Source organism: Aromatoleum toluolicum (assembly GCF_012911005.2).
GTDB classification, from domain to species: Bacteria; Pseudomonadota; Gammaproteobacteria; order Burkholderiales; family Rhodocyclaceae; genus Aromatoleum; species Aromatoleum toluolicum.
Window position 1 is genome coordinate 107499 of sequence record NZ_WTVS01000002.1, and the last position, 20274, is coordinate 127772.

The window sequence follows — 20274 nt, forward strand, 5'->3', positions numbered from 1 at the left end:
CCGCCGCCGTGGCTGCGGGCGGACGCCGCATCGGTTATGATTCACGGCTTATGTTGACCGCCCCCCCTTCCATCCAATGATCCGCAAGCTGCTGCGCAAGGTCTTCCGCCGCGCCGCCTCGCCCATCAACACCGAACCTGCGCTGGTCCCCGTCACCCAGCACGGCATCCGTCGCGAACAGATCTCGCCCGCCGCCCGCAAGGTGTGCACCGTGCTGCAGGAAAGCGGCCACAAGGCCTTCGTTGTCGGCGGCGCCGTGCGCGACCTGCTGGTCGGCCATCCGCCCAAGGACTACGACGTCGCCACGAGCGCCACGCCCGAGGAGGTGCGCGCGCTGTTCCGCCGCTCGCGCATCATCGGCCGGCGCTTCAAGATCGTGCACGTCATGAGCGGCCCGGAAACGATCGAAGTGTCGACCTTCCGCGCCAGCCAGACCGCCGAGGACGCCGACACCGACGAGCACGGCCGCGTGCTGCGCGACAACGTGTACGGTTCGCAGGCCGAGGACGCCACGCGCCGCGACTTCACCGTCAACGCGCTGTACTACGACCCGACCACCGAACAGATCCTCGACTACCACCACGGTGTCGCCGACCTCAAGCAGAAGACGCTGCGCATCATCGGTGATCCGCGCGCACGCTACCGCGAGGACCCGGTGCGCATGCTGCGCGGCGTGCGCCTCGGCGCCAAGCTCGGCCTCACGCTCGACCCGGCCGCGCGCAACCCCATCCGCGAGATGGCCGAACTCCTCGAGAACGTCCCCGCGGCGCGCCTCTTCGACGAGATGCTCAAACTGCTGTTCTCCGGCTACGCGGTCAAGTGCCTGAAACAGCTGCGCGAGGAAGGCCTGCACCACGGCCTGCTGCCGCTCCTCGACGTGATCCTCGAACAGCCGCTGGGCGAGCGCTTCGTGTGGCTGTCGCTGGAAAACACCGACGATCGCGTGCGCGCCGACAAGCCCGTATCCCCCGGCTTCCTGTTCGCGACCCTGCTCTGGCACGAAGTGCTCGCCAACTGGGAAGCACGCAAGGCGAACGGCGAACACACCCAGCCCGCGCTCTTCGCCGCGATGGACGAAGTGCTCGACAGGCAGGCCGGCAAGCTCGCGATCACCAAGCGCATCGTCGGCGACATCAAGGAAATCTGGGCCCTGCAGCCGCGCTTCGAGAAGTGCAGCGGCAAGGCACCGTACCGCCTCATCGAACAGCCGCGCTACCGCGCCGCGTGGGACTTCCTGCGCCTGCGCGCCCAGTCCGGCGAGCTCGACGCCGCACTGCCCGACTGGTGGGACCGCTTCGCCCACGCCGGCCACGACGCACGCGAAGCGCTCCTCGCGGAGACGCCGACCGCCGGCGAGGCCACCGAGCGCAAGCGCCGCCGTCGCCGCCGCAAGCCCGCCGCGGCCGCAGCCGAGGCCACGGCAAGCAGCGACGCATCATGACTGAGCACCGCCCGCCACCGGGCCCCGGCCCGGTGCGCGCGTTCGTCGCCCTCGGCGCCAACCTGGGAGACGCCGCTGCGGCACTCGACAGCGCCTTCGCCGCGCTCGACGCCCTGCCCGCCACACGCCTCGTCGGGCGCTCCAGCCTCTACCGCACCGCGCCGGTCGGCGTCACCGGCCATCCCGACTACCTCAACGCCGTCGCCGCGATCGACACCGCGTTGGCCGCGCCGGACCTGCTCAAGGCGCTGCTCGACCTCGAAAGCTCGCACGGGCGCCGGCGCGAGACCGAACTCGCCCCACGCACGCTGGACCTCGACCTGCTCCTCTACGGCGACGCGACCATCGCCCTGCCCGGCCTCGAGGTCCCGCACCCGCGCATGCACCAGCGCGCCTTCGTGCTGGCCCCGCTCGCGGAGATCGCCCCCGACGCCGACATCCCAGGCCGCGGCCGCGTGGCGGACCTGCTCGACGCCGTGCGCGACCAGCGCATCGAGCGCCTTCCCTGATCCGTCCGCACCGCCGAATTTCCCATGACCGCCTGGATGCAGACCCTGCCCGCCTGGGTGCAGACCGCGATGCTGCTCACCGCATCGAACGTCTTCATGACCTTCGCGTGGTACGGCCATCTCAAGAACATGCAGTCCAAGGCCTGGTTCGTCGCCGCCATCGTCAGCTGGGGCATCGCGCTGTTCGAATACCTGCTGCAGGTGCCGGCCAACCGCATCGGCGCGACCGAGCTGAGCCTCGCCCAGCTCAAGATCATGCAGGAAGTGATCACCCTGCTCGTTTTCGTGCCCTTCGTCGTGCTGTACATGAAGCAGCCGATCAAGCTTGACTATCTTTGGGCCGCCCTGTGTATGCTTGGTGCGGTATATTTCATTTTCAGAAACTAGAGGCGACGTTCCTGCATGTTGGACAAGGCACGCTACATCGTGGTCGAAGGCCCCATCGGCGCGGGCAAGACCTCGCTCGCCCGGCGGCTTGCGGAACGCCTCGACGCGCGGGCGCTGTTCGAGCAACCGGAACTGAACCCCTTCCTCGGCCGTTTCTACCAGGACGCCGAGCGCTGGGCGATGTCCACCCAGCTGCACTTCCTGTTCCAGCGCTTCGACCAGCTCGGCATCGTCGCCGAGGCAATGGAACAGCAGCAGCGCGTGGTATCCGACTTCGTGCTGGACAAGGATCCGCTGTTCGCCGCGCTGAACCTCGCGCCCGACGAACTCGCGCTCTACCAGCGCGTATTCGACGCGATGAAACCCGTTTCGCCACCCAAGCCGGACCTCATCATTTATCTGCAGGCCAAGCCCGAAACGCTGGTCGAACGCGTCCGCCGGCGCGGCCTCGACACCGAGCGGCGCATCACCGAGCAATATCTCGAACGCGTCGCCGAGCGTTACGCGCGCTTCTTCTACCAGTACGATGCCGCGCCGCTGTTCATCGTCGATGCCGAAGTCCTCAACCCGATCGACCACGATGACGACTTCGAACTCCTCCTCGATCGCCTGCGCAACATGCGCAGCTATCGCGAATTCTTCGGTTACGCCGCCTGAGCGAGCGCCCGGCGGACCACGAAACGGCTTGTACCTGCGCGGCATTCAAGAATAAACGCGCCTCTCCCGAGGAACCCCGATGAGCTACCTCCAGGACGAAAAACCCGTCACCCTGTCCGAGCTTGCCAAGATGCGCACCGAAGGGCGCAAGATTGCCATGCTCACCTGTTACGACGCGAGCTTTGCCGCGCTGCTCGAGCGCGCCGGCGTGGACGTCGCGCTGGTCGGGGATTCCCTCGGCAACGTCGTGCAGGGCCAGAAATCGACCCTGCCGGTGACGCTGGACCAGATGGTCTACCACACCGAATGCGTCGCCCGCGCCAACACCCGCCTCTTCATCGTCGCGGACATGTCCTTCGGCAGCTATCAGGAAAGCCCCGAGCAAGCCCTGCGCAACGCCGCACGCCTGATGGCGGCCGGCGCCCACATGGTCAAGCTCGAAGGCGGCGCCTTCATGGCCGAGACCGTGCGCTTCCTCGTCGAGCGCGGCGTCCCGGTATGCGCGCACATCGGCCTCACGCCGCAGTCCGTGAACCAGCTCGGCGGCTACCGCGTGCAGGGCCGCAGCGAAGCCGGTGCGGCGCAACTCAAGGCGGATGCCCTCGCGCTGGAGCAGGCCGGCGCTGCGCTGATGGTGATGGAGATGGTGCCTGCCGGCCTCGCCGGCGAAGTCACCGCCAGCCTCGCTTCGATGGCGACGATAGGCATCGGTGCCGGCGCCTCCTGCGACGGCCAGGTCCTGGTGCTGCACGACATGATCGGCGTCTATCCCGGCCGCAAGGCGCGCTTCGTCAAGAATTTCATGCCCGGCGCCGCCAGCATCGAGGAAGCCGTCGCCAACTACGTCCGCGCGGTCAAGGACGGCAGCTTCCCCGCCGCCGAACACTGCTACTGACCGCCCGCTCCACCCGCAGGGAACACACCATGCAGATCCACACCTCCATCGACAGCCTGCGCGCCGCGCGCAGGACCGCCGGCAAGGTCGCCTTCGTTCCGACGATGGGCAACCTCCACGCCGGCCACATCGACCTCGTGCGCCAGGCGGCCGAGAAGGCCGACAGCGTCATCGCCAGCATCTTCGTCAACCGTCTGCAGTTCGGCCCGAGCGAGGACTTCAACAGCTATCCGCGCACGCTCGCAGCCGACTGCGAGCGGCTGGAGGCCGCGGGCGTCGCGCACGTGTTCGCCCCGGACGAGAAGGTGATGTACCCCGAGCCGCAGCATTACCACGTCGATCCGGCGCCGGCGCAGATCAGCATCCTCGAGGGCGAGTTCCGCGCCGGCCATTTCCGCGGTGTCGCCACCGTCGTGCTGAAGCTCCTCAACATTGTGCAACCCGACGTCGCGCTGTTCGGCAAGAAGGACTACCAGCAGCTGATGGTCCTGCGCAACATGGTGCGTCAGCTCGCGATCCCCATCGAAGTGCTGCCGGGCGAGACCGTGCGCGCCGACGACGGTCTCGCGCTGTCCTCGCGCAACGGCTACCTCTCGCCCGAGGAACGGGCCGAGGCCCCGCGCCTCTATCGCCAGCTCGTGCGCGTCTGCGAGGCGGTGCGCCGCGGCGATCACGATTTCCTCAAGCTCGAGACCGAATCCGTCGCCGAGCTCGCCGCACACGGCTGGAAGCCCGACTACATCGCCGTGCGCCGCCGCGCCGACCTCCAGCCCCCCATGCACGCCGACGACCCCCTCGTCGTGCTCGCTGCGGCCAAGCTCGGTCGCACCCGCCTCATCGACAACCTGGAAATCTGACGCGCGCGGGGCCCGGACGGCCCCGCCGGGCATTGCGCACTTGCATCCGCGCCCGGTTCGTTTCAAGCTATGCCAGCATGCTCCCGAACAAGCGGAGAGCCGCGTGAATGCCTAACACGAACGGAGGGACACGATGCTTGCGACAACTGTGACAGTGCGACAGATTCTTGAACAGAAGGGCTCGACGACGCACTCGGTGACGCCCGCCGTGAGCGTCCTCGACGCCCTGGCGATGATGGCCAAACACGACATCGGCTCGGTGCTGGTGCTCGAGAACGAGCGCCTCGTGGGCATCTTCACCGAACGCGACTACGCGCGGAAACTCGTCCTCAAGGGTCTCAATTCTCGCGAAGCCACCGTGGGCGACGTGATGACGCCCAACGTGTGCACGATCACCCCGTCGATGGCCATCGACTCGGTGATGAACATCATGACGGAGAACCGCTTCCGTCACCTGCCGGTGGTCGAGCAAGGGCACATCGTCGGCATCGTCACCATCGGCGACGTCGTCAAGTCCATCATCGACCTGCAGGAAAAGACGATCAACCACCTGTCGAACTACATCGCCGGCGAACTCACCACCTGAACATCGGGCGGGCCGCGAACACCGCGCCCCGCCTGTCGTGCCGGCGCCGCGGGCGCTCAGTCCGCGAGCGCCTTGCCGACGATCTCCGCGACATCGGGCGACAGCCCCGGCGTCGCGGCAACCCGCGCGATCTGCGCGCGAATGCTCTGCCGCAATGCCGGCGTGAAGCGGCGCCAGTTCTCCAGCGCCCGCGCCATACGCGCCGCGACCTGCGGATTGCGGCCGTCGAGCGCGATCACCTGATCGGCCCAGAACGCGTGCCCACTGCCGTCCGGCGCATGGAATTCGGCCGGGTTCGCACGGAAGAAGCTTCCCAGCAGCGCATACACCTTGTTCGGATTGGCGAGGCTGAAGGCCGGGTCGTCCATCAGCGCACGCACACGCTCCAGCACCGGCGCCGCGGCGGCGTCCCAGCGCCAGGCCGCGGCCTGCAGCGCGAACCACTTGTCGAGCACCAGCGCATCGTCGTGGTACAGCTCGTGGAAGCGCGCCAGCGCCGCCTCGCGCACGGGGCTCGCGCTCTGCACCAGGGCGGCGAGCGCCCCGAATCCCTCGGTCATGTTGCCGAAGCACGCGAACTGCGCCTCCGCGCGCGCCAGCCCCTCGGTCACGCCAGCGGCGGCGAGGTACTTCAGCGCGAGGTTGGCCAGTGCACGCCGGCCCGCGTCGCCCGGGTGATAACGGTACTCGCCCGGCACCTCCATCGCCGCGCCGATCGCCCGCCAGTCCTGCGCCAGCCCCGTGCCCAGTTCGCGCGTCATGAACATCAGCGCGGCGCGCAGTGATGCCGGATCGGCAGGTTCCATCCGTTCGAGGAGATAGGTCTCCGACGGCAGCGCCGCCGCCTGCGCGCGGAAGGCCGGATCGAGCCCCGCATCGTTCAGCAGCGCACCGAATGCCTGCGCGAAGGCCGCCGGCAGCGCAAGCGCACGCCCGGCGGCAGCATCCGCCGCGAGCGCGAGGATCACGCGCTCCGCATAACGCTGCGCCGCGTCCCAGCGGTTGAAGGCATCGGCGTCGTGCGCCATGCGGAAGGCGAGCCGCTCGTCGCTCTCGTCGAGTTCGAGGATCACCGGGGCCGAGAACCCGCGCAACACCGAGGGCACCGGCTCGGCGACGAGGCCGACGAAACGGAAAGTCTGCTCCGCCTCCGCAAGCACGAGCACGCGCGTCGTCGCGCCGCCGTGGTTCTCGCCGTCCAGGCTCAGCGGCAGGTCATTGCCGTCGGGTCCGATGAGGCCCACCGCGACCGGGATCACCAGCGGCGCCTTGTCGGCCTGCCCCGGCGTCGGCGGCGTGTGCTGCGAAAGGGTCAGCGTGTAGCTGCCGCTCGCCGCGTCCCACGCACCGACCGCCTTCACGCGCGGCGTACCCGCCTGGCTGTACCACAGCATGAACTGGTCGAGGTCGTAGCTGTTCGCTTCCGCCATGCAATCGACGAAGTCGTCGCAGGTCACCGCCTGGCCGTCGTGGTAGCTGAAGTACAGGTCCATGCCGTTGCGGAAGCCCTCCGCGCCCAGCAGGGTATGCAGCATGCGGATGACTTCGGCGCCCTTCTCATACACCGTCGCGGTGTAGAAGTTGTTGATCTCCTGGTAGCGCTCCGGCCGGATCGGGTGCGCCATCGGCCCGGCATCCTCGGGGAACTGCGCCGCACGCAGCACGCGCACGTCGTCGATGCGCTTGACCGCGCGCGCCGACGCCGCCCCGGCGTCGCCCGCAGCCTGAGCGAGCATGTCCGCGGAGAACTGCTGGTCGCGGAACACCGTCAGACCTTCCTTGAGCGTGAGCTGGAACCAGTCGCGGCAGGTCACGCGGTTGCCGGTCCAGTTGTGGAAGTACTCGTGCGCGACGACGCTCTCGATGTTCTCGTAGTCGAGGTCGGTCGCCGTGTCGGGCTTCGCCAGCACGTACTTGGCGTTGAAGATGTTGAGTCCCTTGTTCTCCATCGCGCCCATGTTGAAGTCGCTGACGGCGACGATCATGAAGCGGTCGAGGTCGAGCTCGAGTCCGAACACCTCCTCGTCCCAGCGCATCGCATGCACCAGCGAGTCCATCGCGTGGGGCGTGCGGTCGAGATTGCCCTCCTCCACCCACACCTGCAGCAGCACCTCGCGCCCGGAAGCGGTCGTGACACGACGCTCCTGCGCGACCAGCTTCGCCGCGACCAGCGCAAAGAGATAGGACGGCTTGGGGAAGGGGTCGACCCACTTCGCAAAGTGGCGACCGCCTTCGAGCGCCCCCTGCGCGACGAGGTTGCCGTTCGACAGCAGCACCGGGCACTCCGCAACGTCGGCCTCCAGCGTCACGGCGAAGCGCGTCATCGCATCGGGACGGTCGGGGAAGTAGGTGATGCGGCGGAAACCCTCGGCCTCGCACTGCGTGAAGAAACCGCCGCGCGACACGTAGAGGCCGGACAGCGCGGTGTTCGCCTGCGGGTTGATGCGCGTGACGATGCAGAGCTCGGCCCTGGCGGCATCGAGCGCGATCTCGATCCAGCCTTCGCCCCGGGTGAGCTGCCCGGCCCCGGCCGGCACGCCGTCGATGCTCACGCTCACGAGCTCGAGTTCCTCGCCCAGCAGGCGCAGGGGCTCCGCGCGCGACGCGCGACGCGCACAGCGCAGCCGGCTCGTCACCAGGGTTGCCGCAGGGTCGAGCACGAAATGCAGCTCGATGTCGTCGATGGTCCACGCCAGCGGCGTGTAGTCGGATCGTTGAATGGTCGGGGCGTGTTCGCTTTTCATTATTTCTCCGGCTGTCCGGCCGCGTTCGGGACAAACCGCGAGTATACGCCCCCCGCGCGGCCCGACGCCTTAGTCAGGGCAGCAGTACGATGCGCGTGCCGGCGAGGCGGTCATGCAGGAACTGGCGATCGCGATCGACCAGCGCCCACGCGAGCCCCAGGCCGAAGCACAGCAGCGACGGCCACGCCAGCGTGTAACGCAGCCAGCCGGTCGCCACGTCGGGCGCGTGGCCGTCGGCCGTCACCAGGCGCAGCTTCCAGGTCTGCATCGCGAGCGTCTGGCCGCGCCGGCGCCAGTACCAGATGAAATACGCACCCAGCACGACGTAGATGTGCAGCCATGCCACCCACCCCGCCGGCGCAATGCCGAACACGACGCCGAGCAAGAGGTAGGGCACCAGGAAGGCGAGTGCGAGCACACCCAGCAGCAGCAAGCCCTCGTACAGGAGGCTCGCAAGCCGGCGGCGCAGGCCGGCGAGTTCGACGACCTGCGCGGCGACCTGCGTGACGACCTGTGTGTGATTTGCGGAACGAGATTCAGCGTTGCGGGACGGGGCCGGGGTGTTGCGCCTGGGGTCTTGTTTCTTCATTCCTTGGTGCCGCGCACGGGCGGTCGCTGTAAGGGGCGCACGATGCGCGGGCCGGGCTTGAGGTGGCGCTCTTCGGGCGGAATGCTGCGGTAGCGCTGCCATTGTTCCTGCAGCGACTCGCGCCGCTCGCGCGGGATGCTGCGCAGCGCGCGGTACTGGTCGCGCGCGCGCTCGCGCTGGTCGGGGCGCAGGTTCGCCCAGTCGCGCATGCGCGCACTGATGCGTGCCTGCTCTTCCGGCGTCAGGCGCGAATAGCGGTTGGCAACCCCCAGCCAGCGCTGGCGCTGCACTTCGCTCATCGAATTCCAGTCATCCGAGAGCGGCGCGAGCACCGAACGCTGGGAAGCCGTCAGGCCGGACCACGAGGGCGCACCGATCGGCGCGACCGCTAGGACCGGACCACTCAGGGCGGCTGCCAGGATCAGGATTGCGAGTCGTCCTGCAGCCATGCCTTGAAGTCCGAATCCAGATAGGCGTCGATCGGCAGGTCGTCGATCAGCAGCGCCGTATCGACCTCCTCCATCTCGCTCACGCGCAGCCAGGTGGTCCAGTAATCGCCCGCCAGCACCGCGACGAGGATCGCCGCCGCCACCGCCGCCGGGCGCATCATGGGCGGGAACAGGCGCCGCAGCGCGCTGCCGATCCGCGCGCCGAACCCGAGCTGCACCGGCCGATGGGCGGCGAGGGCACGCTCGCGCGCGAGCCGCAGGCGTTCCGCGATATCGCCGTCCACACCGCGCGCCGCCGCCGACAGGTGCACGGCAACCCTGCGGGCAATAGCTTCGTCGTTCATAACTCGATTCCCTTCGCTTTCAGGGCCGCCGCCAGCGTCTGCGTGGCGCGCGAACAATGCGTCTTCACGCTCCCCTCGGAACAGCCCATCGCTGCAGCGGTCTCGGCAATGTCCATCTCTTCCCAGTAACGCATGAGGAAGGCTTCCCGTTGACGGGGAGGCAGGCGCTCGATCTCCCGCTCGATCGCGGCCATCGTGCGCGCTCGCGCGTACTGCGCGTGCGGCGTGTCGGCCCGCGCTTCGTCGGGTTCCCCGGCAAGCGTGTCGAGCGGATCGTTGTCGCTGTCCTGGTCGTCATCGCCGACGAAGGACGACAGCAGTGTCGTCCACGTGTTGCGCACCTTCTGCCGCCGCAACGCGTCGTAGATGACGTTCTGCAGGATGCGCTGGAACAGCATCGGATATTCGCTCGCGGGCCGCTCGCCATAGCTGACCGAGAGCTTGAGCATCGCATCCTGCACCGCATCCAGGGCTGCATCGTCGTTGCGCAACGCATACACCGCCTGCTTGAACGCACGCTTTTCGACACCCTGGAGAAATGCGGAGAGTTCTGCCCGGTTAGCCAGTTCTGGATCCTTATGAAAACCGGTTATTCAGGCCGTTGTGCGATGCCGCAGCAGCCTTGACCAAACTGCGCCTGACCGGTAACGTTCCGCGTTTCGGACCGTAAGAATAGCGAGTTTGCGATGGTGCTGAGTGGAGCAGAAATTGTAATCAGGTGTCTGCAGGAAGAAAAGGTCGATTACGTCTTCGGCTATCCCGGCGGCGCGGTACTCTACATCTATGATGCGCTGTTCAATCAGGACAAGGTGCGCCACGTGCTGGTGCGCCACGAACAGGCCGCCGTGCATGCCGCCGACGGCTACGCCCGCAGCACCGAGAACGTCGGCGTCGCGCTCGTGACCTCCGGCCCGGGCGCCACCAACGCGGTCACCGGTATCGCCACCGCCTACTGCGACTCGATCCCGATGGTCATCATCAGCGGCCAGGTCCCGACCGCCGCGATCGGCCAGGACGCGTTCCAGGAAGTCGACACCGTCGGCATCACCCGTCCCTGCGTGAAGCACAACTTCCTCGTCAAGGACGTGCGCGACATCGCCGCGACGATCAAGAAGGCCTTCTACCTCGCGAAGACCGGTCGCCCCGGCCCGGTGCTGGTCGACATCCCCAAGGATGTCTCGATGCACAAGTGCGAGTTCGAGTACCCGAAAGAGGTCTCGATGCGCTCGTACAATCCGGTCGTGAAGGGCCACCAGGGCCAGATCCGCAAGGCCGTGCAGCTGCTGCTCGAAGCCAAGCGCCCGATGATCTACACCGGCGGCGGCGTGGTCCTCGCGAACGCGGCCGAACAGCTCACCAAGCTCACGCGCATGCTGGGCTTCCCGATCACGAACACGCTGATGGGTCTGGGCGGCTATCCCGCGAGCGACCGCCAGTACCTCGGCATGCCCGGCATGCACGGCACCTACGAAGCGAACATGGCGATGCACTACAGCGACGTGCTGCTCGCCGTCGGTGCCCGCTTCGACGACCGCGTGATCGGCAATCCGGACCACTTTGCCGAAGAGCCGCGCAAGATCATCCACGTCGACATCGACCCGTCGTCGATCTCGAAGCGCGTGCGGGTCGACGTGCCCATCGTCGGCGACCTCAAGGAAGTGCTCGATGAGATGATCCGCCAGCTCGAGGCCAATGCCGCCCGCCCGAACCCCGAGACGCTCGGCTCGTGGTGGAAGCAGGTCGAGGAATGGCGCAGCCGCGAGTGCATGAAGTACAAGAACTCGGACGAGATCATCAAGCCGCAGTTCGTGATCCAGAAACTGTGGGAAGTCACCGGCGGCGACGCGATCGTGACCTCCGACGTCGGCCAGCACCAGATGTGGGCCTCGCAGTACTACCGCTTCGAGAAGCCGCGCCGCTGGCTCAACTCGGGCGGCCTCGGCACGATGGGCGTCGGCCTGCCCTACGCGATGGGCGCCCAGCTCGCGCACCCGGACAAGCAGGTCGCGTGCGTCACCGGCGAAGCCTCGATCCAGATGAACATCCAGGAACTGTCGACCTGCAAGCAGTTCCGTCTGCCGATCAAGATCTGCAACCTGAACAACCGCTACCTCGGCATGGTGCGCCAGTGGCAGCAGCTCTTCCACGGCGAGCGCTATTCCGAGTCCTACATGGACTCGCTGCCCGATTTCGCGAAGCTCGCGGAATCCTACGGCCACGTCGGCCTCAAGATCGAGAAGCCGTCGGACGTCGAGGGCGCGCTGCGCGAAGCCTTCGCGCGCAAGAACGATCTGGTGTTCCTCGACTTCCAGATCGACCAGACCGAAAACGTGTACCCCATGGTTCAGGGCGGCAAGGGGCTCACCGAGATGATCCTGTCCGCCGAAGACCTGTAAGCATCGACCAGAGACACACCATGAGACACGTCATCTCCCTGCTGATCGAGAACGAATCGGGCGCCCTGTCGCGCGTGTCGGGCCTGTTTTCCGCCCGCGGCTACAACATCGAATCCCTGACCGTCGCGCCGACCGAGGATGCCTCGATGTCGCGCATGACCATCGTCACCACCGGATCGGACGACATCATCGAACAGATCACCAAGCAGCTGAACAAGCTGGTCGAAGTGGTCAAGGTCGTCGATATCTCTGAGGCCGCGCACATCGAGCGCGAGCTGATGCTCACCAAGGTCCGCGCAACCGGCAAGGACCGCGAGGAGATGAAGCGCATGGCGGATATCTTCCGCGCGCGCATCATCGACGTCACCGACACGTCCTACGTCATCGAACTGACCGGCAACCAGTCGAAGCTCGATGCCTTCATCAGCGCCATCGACCCGGCGCTGATCCTGGAAACGGTGCGCTCCGGCGTCTGCGGCGTTGGCCGCGGCGACCGCATCCTGAAGGTCTGACCCCCGGGCCGCAGCACACCCTTCCGGACAGCACCCAACCGTTTGCGACCGGCACGCCCGCCCTTATCATGGCGGCGGCCGGGCAACATCCCCACCGAAAGCGAAAAAGGAAAAGCATGAAAGTCTATTACGACAAGGACGCCGACCTCTCCCTCATCAAGGGCAAGAAGATCAGCATCATCGGCTACGGCTCGCAGGGCCACGCCCACGCCCAGAACCTGAAGGATTCCGGCTGCAAGGTCACGGTCGGCCTGCGCAAGGACGGCGCCTCGTGGAAGAAGGCCGAAGCGGCCGGCCTCAAGGTCGAGGAAGTCGCCAAGGCCGTCAAGGGCGCCGACATCGTGATGATCCTGCTGCCGGACGAGAACATCCCGGGCGTGTATTACAACGACATCGAACCGAACATCAAGAAGGGTGCAACGCTGGCCTTTGCGCACGGCTTCAACGTGCATTACAACCAGGTCGTCCCGCGTGAAGATCTGGACGTGATCATGGTCGCCCCCAAGGGCCCGGGCCACACCGTGCGGTCGGAATACCTCAAGGGCGGCGGCGTGCCGTCGCTGATCGCGGTGCATCAGGACCGCTCGGGCAAGGCCAAGGACATCGCACTGTCGTACGCTGCAGCCAACGGCGGCACCAAGGGCGGCGTGATCGAGACCAACTTCCGTGAAGAGACCGAAACCGACCTGTTCGGCGAGCAGGCCGTGCTGTGCGGCGGCGCCGTGGAGCTGGTGAAGATGGGCTTCGAGACGCTGACCGAAGCCGGCTACGCGCCCGAGATGGCCTACTTCGAGTGCCTGCACGAACTGAAGCTGATCGTCGACCTGATGTACGAAGGCGGCATCGCCAACATGAACTACTCGATCTCGAACAACGCCGAGTATGGCGAGTACGTGACCGGCCCCGAAGTCATCAACGCACAGTCGCGCGAAGCGATGCGCGCCGCCCTGAAGCGCATCCAGACCGGCGAATACGCCAAGATGTTCATCCAGGAAGGCAAGACCAACTACCCGTCGATGACGGCGCGTCGTCGCCTCAACGCCGCCCACCCGATCGAGCAGGTCGGTGGCCAGCTGCGCGACATGATGCCGTGGATCAAGAAGAACAAGCTGGTCGACCAGTCGAAGAACTGAGCCGCGTCGGCATAACAGGCCGGGCTGCGCCGTGCGCGCGGGCCCGGCCTTTTTCATATCGGGTACGCCATGTCCAACAGCAACTATCCTCATCCCATCCTGGCACGTGAAGGCTGGCCGTTCATCGCGATCGCGCTGGTCGTGGTGCTGGTGATCAACACCTCGGCCGGCTTCGGCTGGGCGCTTCCGTTCTGGATCGTGTTCGCGTTCGTCGTGCAGTTCTTCCGCGACCCGCCCCGCCCGATCCCGCAAGGCGCCAAGGATGTCCTGTCGCCGGCCGACGGCCGCATCGTGGCGATCGAGCCGGTGCGCGACCCCTACCTCGACCGCGACTGCGTGAAGATCAGCGTATTCATGAACGTCTTCAACGTCCACTCGAACCGCATTCCCGTCGACGGCGAAGTCCGCCAGCGCTGGTATAACGCCGGACGCTTCGTGAACGCCGCGCTCGACAAGGCCTCGGTCGAGAACGAACGCAACGCCCTGCACCTGGTGACGCGCGACGGCCAGGACGTGACCTGCGTGCAGGTCGCCGGCCTCGTTGCACGCCGCATCCTGTGCTATGTCGAACCGGGCGCCAAGGTCGCGCGCGGGCAGCGCTACGGTTTCATCCGCTTCGGCTCGCGCGTCGACCTGTACCTGCCGCCGGGGACGCGCGCACGCGTGACGATCGGCGACAAGGTCTCGGCCTCGAGCACCGTCCTCGCCGAACTTCCCTGATCGCTAGCCACCGACGGGGTGGTCATCCCGGCCACCCCGCGCTGCGTTAGAATCGGCAACCGGCCACCACGCGCACCGACCCCGCGCAGGAACGTCATATTCCATGCCACTGATCTCGAACGAAAAACGCCGCCGCGGCATCTACATCCTGCCCAATCTGTTCACCACCGCCGCCCTGTTCGCCGGCTTCTATGCGATCGTGCAGGCGATGAATCAACGCTTCGAGGTGGCGGCCGTGGCGATCTTCGTCGCGATGGTACTCGACGGCCTGGACGGCCGCGTCGCGCGCCTGACGCGCACGCAGAGCGCCTTCGGTGCCGAATACGACTCGCTGTCCGACATGGTGTCGTTCGGCGCGGCCCCCGCGCTGGTGGTGTATGAATGGGCGCTCAAGGACACCGGAAAATTCGGCTGGATCGCGGCCTTCATCTATTGCGCGGGCGCCGCGCTGCGCCTGGCCCGTTTCAATACCAACATCGACGTCATCGACAAGCGCTTCTTCCAGGGCCTGCCGAGCCCGGCTGCGGCCGCGCTGGTGGCCGGCCTGGTGTGGGTCGTCACCGACCTGGGGCTCGCCGGCCAGGACGTGCGCTGGCTTGCCGGCATGCTCACGATCTTCGCGGGCGTGTCGATGGTCAGCAACGTGCTGTTCTGGAGCGGCAAGGACATCAACCTGCGCAAGAGCGTGCCCTTCATCGTCGTGATCGCGCTGGTGATGGGGTTCGCGCTGGTTTCGAGCTACCCGCCGGGCGTGCTCTTCGCGCTGTTCCTCGTCTACGCCGGATCCGGCTACGTCGTGTATGTAATGCGCTGGATGAAGACGCGGCACGCGAACGCGAGCGCAGCCGCGCCGGCCCCGCAGGCCGCCGGCAAGGGCGAGGACGAGGACGAAGCGGACCACGCGCCGAAGTAGGCACCGCAGGGCGGCGGACGCCCGAACGACCGGACGCCCGCCTACCCTTCCCGCCCCTCCCCCGGACCTCCGCGGGGCTTCACGAATTTTTCACCAGGTCTTGAGCGCCGCTTGACGGCCGGACTGCGAGCATCCCTGCCTGCCCGCATCCGGAGTCCTGCATGTCCGCCCTGCCCTCGTCCCGCAAGCTCAACGCCTACTTCCTGATCACCTGGCTGGTGGCGCTCGTGCAGCTGTTCTCCCAGCAGGGCGCAGGCGACTACGCGAGCCCGGCGGTGGCCGGCTGGACGCTGGCGGCGACGCTGTCCTACGCTTTCATGTACCTGCTGCCGAGCGTTGCGATCGGACATGCTCTGCGCAGGCTGCTGGACGGCCGCATGACATTTCGGCACGGGCCGGCGATCCTCGGCGCGGCAGTGATCATGCTGGCGGGCTTCACCCAGGTGATGCTCTTCGCTGACCGCGTGATCCACGAGATGTACGGCTTCCACATCAACGGCTTCGTCGTGAACCTGGTGTTCACGCCGGGCGGCATCGCCTCGCTTGGCGCCAGCCGCAGCACCGAAATCACCGCCGGCGCGATCATCCTCGCGCTGTGTACGCTGCAGGCGGTGGCGTGGGTGTGGGTGGTGCGGCGCGACACGCGCGCAAGCGGGTGGAGGCTGCGCGGGGTGTGGGCGCTCGCACTGTTCTTCGTGCTGACCACCGGCGAGCGCGTCGCCTACGGCTACAGCGAAATGTCGAACTACCAGCCGATCCTGTTCGCCAGCGAGCGTTTCCCGCTGTACCAGCCGCTGACCTTCCGCAACTTCGCGCAGAAGCTGGGTTTCAAGGTGGATCAGGCCAGTGCGCGCAGCATGCAGGTGCGCGACGAGAGCCTGAGCTATCCGCAGCAGCCGCTGCGCGTGGTGGCGCCCGACAAGCCCATGAACATCGTGTGGCTGGTCGCCGAGTCGCTGCGCTTCGACATGCTCGACCCGAAGATCATGCCGCGCCTGTGGGCATTCTCGAACGACGCCGTGCGCCTGGAAAAGCACTTCAGCGGCGGCAACATGACGCAGATGGGCGTGTTCTCGATGTTCTACGGCCTGTACGGCAACTATTGGTTCCCGATGCTGGCCGCACGCCGCGCGCCGGTGCTGATGGACGTGCTGCAGCAACAGAACTACCAGTTCAGCCTGAACACGAGCCAGCGCTTCACCTACCCGGCCTTCGACAAGACGGTGTTCGCCAACATGCGTCCGGAAGACCTGCATCCGCTCGAAGGCGGCGCGCCGGCCTGGCAGCGCGACGTGCGCAACATCGACGCGCTGATCGACTACATCGACAGGCGCGATCCGGCCCGGCCGTTCATGACCTACATGTTCTTCGAGTCGACGCACGCGAATTACGACTATCCGCCCGGGTCCGAGATCGCCACCCCGGTGCTGCAGGACTTCAACTACCTGACGGCGGACTTCGGCGCGCAGATCGGGCAGATCAAGAACCGCTACATCAACGCGGCGCATCACGTCGACAGCCAGATCGGGCGCATGATCGACCACCTACAGAAGCGCGGCCTGCTCGACGACACCATCGTGATCGTGCTCGGCGATCACGGCGAGGAGTTCATGGAGCGCAGCCGCTGGGGTCACAGCGCGGAGTTCAACCGCTTCCAGACGAGCACGCCGGCGGTCATCCGCGTGCCAGGCCGCGCGCCGCGCGTCGTCGCCGGCATCACCAGCCACCTGGACATTCCCGCCACCCTGATGCCGCTGCTGGGGGTGCAGAATCCCGTCGAGGACTACTCGCTGGGCCACGATCTGCTCGCGCCGGATTTTCACCGCGACTACGCCGTGGCCGCCGACTGGAACCGCCTCGCCTACATCGGCGACGACTACAAGGTGACCTTCCCGGTCAATGCGATCGGCGCCGTGCGCAACGAGGCGACCGACGGCGAAGATCGCCCGCTCGCCAGTGCCGACGAGGCGATCGCATCGATCCGCTCTGCGATGGTCGAGATCATGGCAAATCTGGCGCGATTCAGCCGACACCGCGGATAATGACGGGGGCGTGACGCCCCTCGCCTGTGACTGGAGACTGGAATCCGCATGCGGCTACTGTTGGTGGAAGACAACCGCGACATTCTTGCGAATCTCGCGGATTACCTCGCGCTGAAGGGGTACGAGGTGGATTGCGCACAGGACGGGCTGACCGGCCTGCACCTCGCCGCGACCCAGCAGTACGACCTGATCGTGCTCGACGTGATGCTGCCCGGCATGGACGGCTTCACGCTGTGCCAGCGCCTGCGCGACAGCGAGCGCAGCCACATACCGGTCATCATGCTGACCGCACGCGACACGCTCGACGACCGGCTGCAGGGCTTCCGCACCGGCGCGGACGACTACCTGACCAAGCCCTTCGCCCTGTCCGAACTGGCGGCCCGCATCGCCGCGGTGCTCAAGCGTAGCCGCGGCGGCGGTCGGCGCGTACTCAGCGTCGCGGACCTGCAGTTCGACCTCGACACGCTCGCGGTCACGCGCGCCGGGCAGTCTCTGCATGTCGGACCGATCGGGCTGAAGCTGCTCGAACTGCTGATGCAGAAGAGCCCCAGCGTCGTCCGCCGCGAAGCGCTGGAGAGCGCGCTGTGGGGCGATTCGCCCCCCGACAGCGACAGCCTGCGCAGCCACATCCACACGCTGCGCCAGCAGATCGACAAGCCCTTCGGCTCCCCGCTGCTGCACACCGTGCACGGGGTCGGCTACCGGCTGGCCGCGGCCTAGGCGCCCGAATGAAGCGCTCCGGCGAAACCCCGTGCGCAGGTCCGCGCACGACGACGCTGCTAAAGGCCTGACGTGGCGGCACCGCAGAGCCTCGCGTCGCGCATCGTCGCGGCTTTCGTCCTGATGGCTTCAGTCGTCGCGGGCGTCTTCGCGCTGATCGTCGTCAACGCCATCGACACGGTGGAAATGCGCCTCGTCAGCGACGCAATGAACCGCCAGCTCGACTTCATCATCGAGGAGTCGGACCAGGGACGGTTCCCCGCGCTCGGCCCCGGTCTGGACCTGTATGTCGCACCGGTCGGCGCCAGCGCGTCCCTGCCCGCGTGGCTCGCGCCGTTGCAGGAAGGTCTGCATGAAACCGAGAACGACGACGAGGCTTATCACGTGCTCGTACGCGACCGCAGCGGCACGCGCCATGTCCTCGTGCTCGACCAGGAAGACTTCGAGCGGCGCGAGACCATGCTGTTCGTCGCTGTCACCGCCGGAGTCGTGATCTCCATCCTCGCCGCGGCCCTGCTCGGCCGGGCGCTCGCCCGCACCGTGATCTCGCCGGTCGTGCGCCTGTCGGAACAGGTGCAGCACCGCGACCAGCTATTGCCGCTCGCACCGCCACTCGCCACCGAATACGCCGACGACGAGGTCGGCAAGCTCGCCGCGGCGTTCGACGAGACGCTCGGCAGCCTGCGCGCGGCGCTGGAGCGCGAACAGCTCTTCACCAGCGATGTGAGTCACGAGCTGCGCACGCCGCTGATGGTGATCGCCAGCTCCTGCGAACTGCTCGACGCTCAGGGCCTGGCGCCACCGCAGCGCGCGCAGCTCGATCGCATCACCCGCGCGTGCGCCGAGATGCAGGAGCTGGTGGAGACTTTCCTCGGCCTCGCGCGGGCGCCGCAGGAGCGCGGCACGACGCTCGTGGGCACCTCCCTCGCCGCGGTGGCGACCGAGCAGCTGCACCGCTGGCAGCCCGAGGCGGCGCAGCGCGGCCTCGCGCTGGATCTCGTCAGCGAAAGCGTGGACCACGGGCTCTATCCGGCCCCCCTGTTGCGCGCGGTGCTGACGAACCTCGTGCGCAACGCGATCCACTACACCGATGCAGGCTTCGTGCGCGTGGTGCTGCGCGAGGGCGGATTTTCGGTGCTGGATTCCGGCGCGGGGATTCCGGAGGCAGAGCGCGCGATGGTGTTCCGGCCGTTCGCGCGCGGCGGCAGCACGCGCGGCGACGGTATCGGCATCGGCCTGTCGCTGGTGCAGCGCATCTGCGACCGCCAGGGGTGGCGCATCACCCTTTCCCCGCGCGAAGGTAGCGGCTGCGAATTCCGCGTCGAGCTGCGCACCTCTTGAGGTGAATGCCGGACCGCCGTAGCGGCCGGCTGCCGCTCAGCGCGTGAGCTCGCTCGTCAGCTTCTTCAGATCCAGCGTACGTGCGCGCTCCGCGATCTCGGGCGCGTAGCGCTGCTGCAGCCCCTTGGCGTTGTCGAAGAGCTGGCCGAAGGCGGCCTTGAGCGCGGCGCCGTCGAGCCGCCGACCGTCCGCGTAGTAGCGTTTCGCGACGTGCCCCAGCGCGTAGGTCGTCGCGAAGGAGAACGCCGAACCGGTGGCCTCGCTGCCAATCGTGCGCCCGACGCGGCCCAGCACCTTGCCGAGGAGACCGCCGACGAGCTTGCGGCCGAACTGCTCGACGTATTGCGAGGTCAGGCCGACGCCCACCGTCGCGAGGAAGTCGGTGATGTGGCCGCGGTCGAGCTCGAAGCCGTGGGCCTTGCCGACGCGATACACGAGGCGCGTCTGCAGCGGGATGATCGCCATCGAAGCGAGCGACTCGGGCAGCAGTTCGAGTGCACCGTTGAGGATCGCGGCATTGAGGATCATCTTGTCGAGTTCGGCCTGGTCGGGCCCTGCGGGCGTCGCCGGCGCAGGGACGGCCGGCATCTCAGGCAGGGGCTTGTCGACCGGCGCCCTGGCAAGCGCGTCGGCCGCGTTCACGATCGCGGCCGCGTCGCTGCGTCCGAGTTGCAGCAGGGCGCCGAGACGCTCCAGGAAGGCCGTCTCGCCGGCATTGTGCACGCCGTCCGCATCGCACACGCCGACCGCCATCTCGAAGGCGAGCTGGCGCAGCTCGGGCGTATCCAGCCCGGAAACGGCCTGCTCGAGCGTCACGCGCTTCAGCAGCACGTCCTGGTACAGCGACATGACGTCGAGGCCGGCACCGGCGGACAGTGATTCGGCCGTGCGCCGCACATGGTCGCGCTCGCGCGGGTCATTGTGGCCGTCGGCGAAGGCTGCCATCAGGCAGACGGTGATCAGGGAGCGGTTCTGTTCGGGAGTCATCGTTTCTCTTCTCGTAACAACAATAGGTTTTTCAGTTGGGGGCCGACCGGAC

At 67.2% G+C, this 20274-nt stretch carries 21 protein-coding genes; 15 read left to right on the plus strand and 6 right to left on the minus strand.

Annotation, left to right across the window (positions count from 1 at the left end; genetic code table 11):
- Positions 1-76: 76 nt before the first annotated feature.
- The 7 genes from pcnB (at position 77) to GPA27_RS01655 (ending at position 5332) form a co-directional block, all read left to right on the plus strand.
- Positions 77-1441 carry a polynucleotide adenylyltransferase PcnB gene (gene pcnB / locus GPA27_RS01625; protein WP_169137140.1) on the plus strand — a complete coding sequence of 455 codons (1365 nt, stop codon included), beginning with the start codon at positions 77-79 and terminating at the stop codon, positions 1439-1441.
- Positions 1438-1950, plus strand: coding sequence for a 2-amino-4-hydroxy-6-hydroxymethyldihydropteridine diphosphokinase (gene folK, locus GPA27_RS01630; RefSeq protein ID WP_169137142.1), 513 nt, complete (start codon positions 1438-1440; stop codon positions 1948-1950). The genes pcnB and folK overlap by 4 nt, the downstream gene beginning before the upstream one ends.
- Positions 1951-1974: 24 nt before the next feature.
- Complete coding sequence (locus GPA27_RS01635) at positions 1975-2337, plus strand: DMT family protein (protein WP_169137144.1); 363 nt, start codon at positions 1975-1977, stop codon at positions 2335-2337.
- A 15-nt stretch (positions 2338-2352) separates the two neighbouring features.
- The gene (locus GPA27_RS01640; protein WP_169137146.1) at positions 2353-2994 is read left to right on the plus strand and encodes a deoxynucleoside kinase; all 642 of its coding nucleotides are present in this window, start codon (positions 2353-2355) and stop codon (positions 2992-2994) included.
- A 79-nt stretch (positions 2995-3073) separates the two neighbouring features.
- On the plus strand, positions 3074-3889 hold the full coding sequence (gene panB / locus GPA27_RS01645; protein WP_169137148.1) for a 3-methyl-2-oxobutanoate hydroxymethyltransferase: 816 nt from the start codon (positions 3074-3076) through the stop codon (positions 3887-3889).
- A 29-nt stretch (positions 3890-3918) separates the two neighbouring features.
- Positions 3919-4746, plus strand: a complete 828-nt coding sequence (panC, locus tag GPA27_RS01650) for a pantoate--beta-alanine ligase (protein WP_169137150.1) — start codon at positions 3919-3921, stop codon at positions 4744-4746.
- A 133-nt stretch (positions 4747-4879) separates the two neighbouring features.
- The gene (locus GPA27_RS01655) at positions 4880-5332 is read left to right on the plus strand and encodes a CBS domain-containing protein (RefSeq protein WP_169137152.1); all 453 of its coding nucleotides are present in this window, start codon (positions 4880-4882) and stop codon (positions 5330-5332) included.
- 56 nt (positions 5333-5388) lie between these two features.
- On the opposite strand, the gene pepN is transcribed toward GPA27_RS01655, so the two are convergent.
- From pepN to GPA27_RS01680, 5 genes are all read right to left on the minus strand, one after another.
- Positions 5389-8076 carry an aminopeptidase N gene (pepN, locus tag GPA27_RS01660; RefSeq protein ID WP_169137154.1) on the minus strand — a complete coding sequence of 896 codons (2688 nt, stop codon included), beginning with the start codon at positions 8074-8076 and terminating at the stop codon, positions 5389-5391.
- A 73-nt stretch (positions 8077-8149) separates the two neighbouring features.
- Positions 8150-8665, minus strand: coding sequence for an RDD family protein (locus GPA27_RS01665; RefSeq protein WP_246260898.1), 516 nt, complete (start codon positions 8663-8665; stop codon positions 8150-8152).
- On the minus strand, positions 8662-9114 hold the full coding sequence (locus GPA27_RS01670; RefSeq protein ID WP_169137156.1) for a DUF3106 domain-containing protein: 453 nt from the start codon (positions 9112-9114) through the stop codon (positions 8662-8664). Before GPA27_RS01670 ends, GPA27_RS01665 begins: the two co-directional genes overlap by 4 nt.
- Entirely contained in the window at positions 9087-9458 is a 372-nt protein-coding gene (locus GPA27_RS01675) for a DUF3619 family protein (RefSeq protein WP_169137158.1), read from the minus strand. Before GPA27_RS01675 ends, GPA27_RS01670 begins: the two co-directional genes overlap by 28 nt.
- Entirely contained in the window at positions 9455-10051 is a 597-nt protein-coding gene (locus GPA27_RS01680; RefSeq protein WP_256222741.1) for an RNA polymerase sigma factor, read from the minus strand. Before GPA27_RS01680 ends, GPA27_RS01675 begins: the two co-directional genes overlap by 4 nt.
- Before the next feature lie 93 nt (positions 10052-10144).
- Between GPA27_RS01680 and GPA27_RS01685 the strand changes: the two genes are divergently transcribed.
- The 8 genes from GPA27_RS01685 (at position 10145) to GPA27_RS01720 (ending at position 19235) form a co-directional block, all read left to right on the plus strand.
- Entirely contained in the window at positions 10145-11854 is a 1710-nt protein-coding gene (locus GPA27_RS01685) for an acetolactate synthase 3 catalytic subunit (RefSeq protein WP_169137160.1), read from the plus strand.
- A 20-nt stretch (positions 11855-11874) separates the two neighbouring features.
- Positions 11875-12366, plus strand: coding sequence for an acetolactate synthase small subunit (ilvN, locus tag GPA27_RS01690; protein WP_169137170.1), 492 nt, complete (start codon positions 11875-11877; stop codon positions 12364-12366).
- Between the two features lie 68 nt (positions 12367-12434).
- A complete protein-coding gene (gene ilvC / locus GPA27_RS01695) occupies positions 12435-13499 on the plus strand; it encodes a ketol-acid reductoisomerase (RefSeq protein WP_169137172.1) in 1065 nt (354 codons plus the stop codon).
- 69 nt (positions 13500-13568) lie between these two features.
- Entirely contained in the window at positions 13569-14219 is a 651-nt protein-coding gene (locus GPA27_RS01700) for a phosphatidylserine decarboxylase (protein ID WP_169137174.1), read from the plus strand.
- A gap of 103 nt (positions 14220-14322) precedes the next feature.
- Complete coding sequence (gene pssA / locus GPA27_RS01705) at positions 14323-15132, plus strand: CDP-diacylglycerol--serine O-phosphatidyltransferase (RefSeq protein ID WP_169137176.1); 810 nt, start codon at positions 14323-14325, stop codon at positions 15130-15132.
- Between the two features lie 161 nt (positions 15133-15293).
- Complete coding sequence (locus GPA27_RS01710) at positions 15294-17174, plus strand: DUF3413 domain-containing protein (RefSeq protein WP_169137178.1); 1881 nt, start codon at positions 15294-15296, stop codon at positions 17172-17174.
- 48 nt (positions 17175-17222) lie between these two features.
- Positions 17223-17894 (plus strand): response regulator transcription factor, encoded by a 672-nt coding sequence (locus tag GPA27_RS01715; RefSeq protein WP_169137180.1) that lies wholly within the window; start codon positions 17223-17225, stop codon positions 17892-17894.
- 72 nt (positions 17895-17966) lie between these two features.
- A complete protein-coding gene (locus GPA27_RS01720) occupies positions 17967-19235 on the plus strand; it encodes a sensor histidine kinase (protein ID WP_169137182.1) in 1269 nt (422 codons plus the stop codon).
- 36 nt (positions 19236-19271) lie between these two features.
- Here the strand turns inward: GPA27_RS01720 and GPA27_RS01725 are convergent, their stop codons facing one another.
- A complete protein-coding gene (locus tag GPA27_RS01725; RefSeq protein WP_169137184.1) occupies positions 19272-20222 on the minus strand; it encodes a TerB family tellurite resistance protein in 951 nt (316 codons plus the stop codon).
- Positions 20223-20274 lie beyond the last annotated feature (52 nt).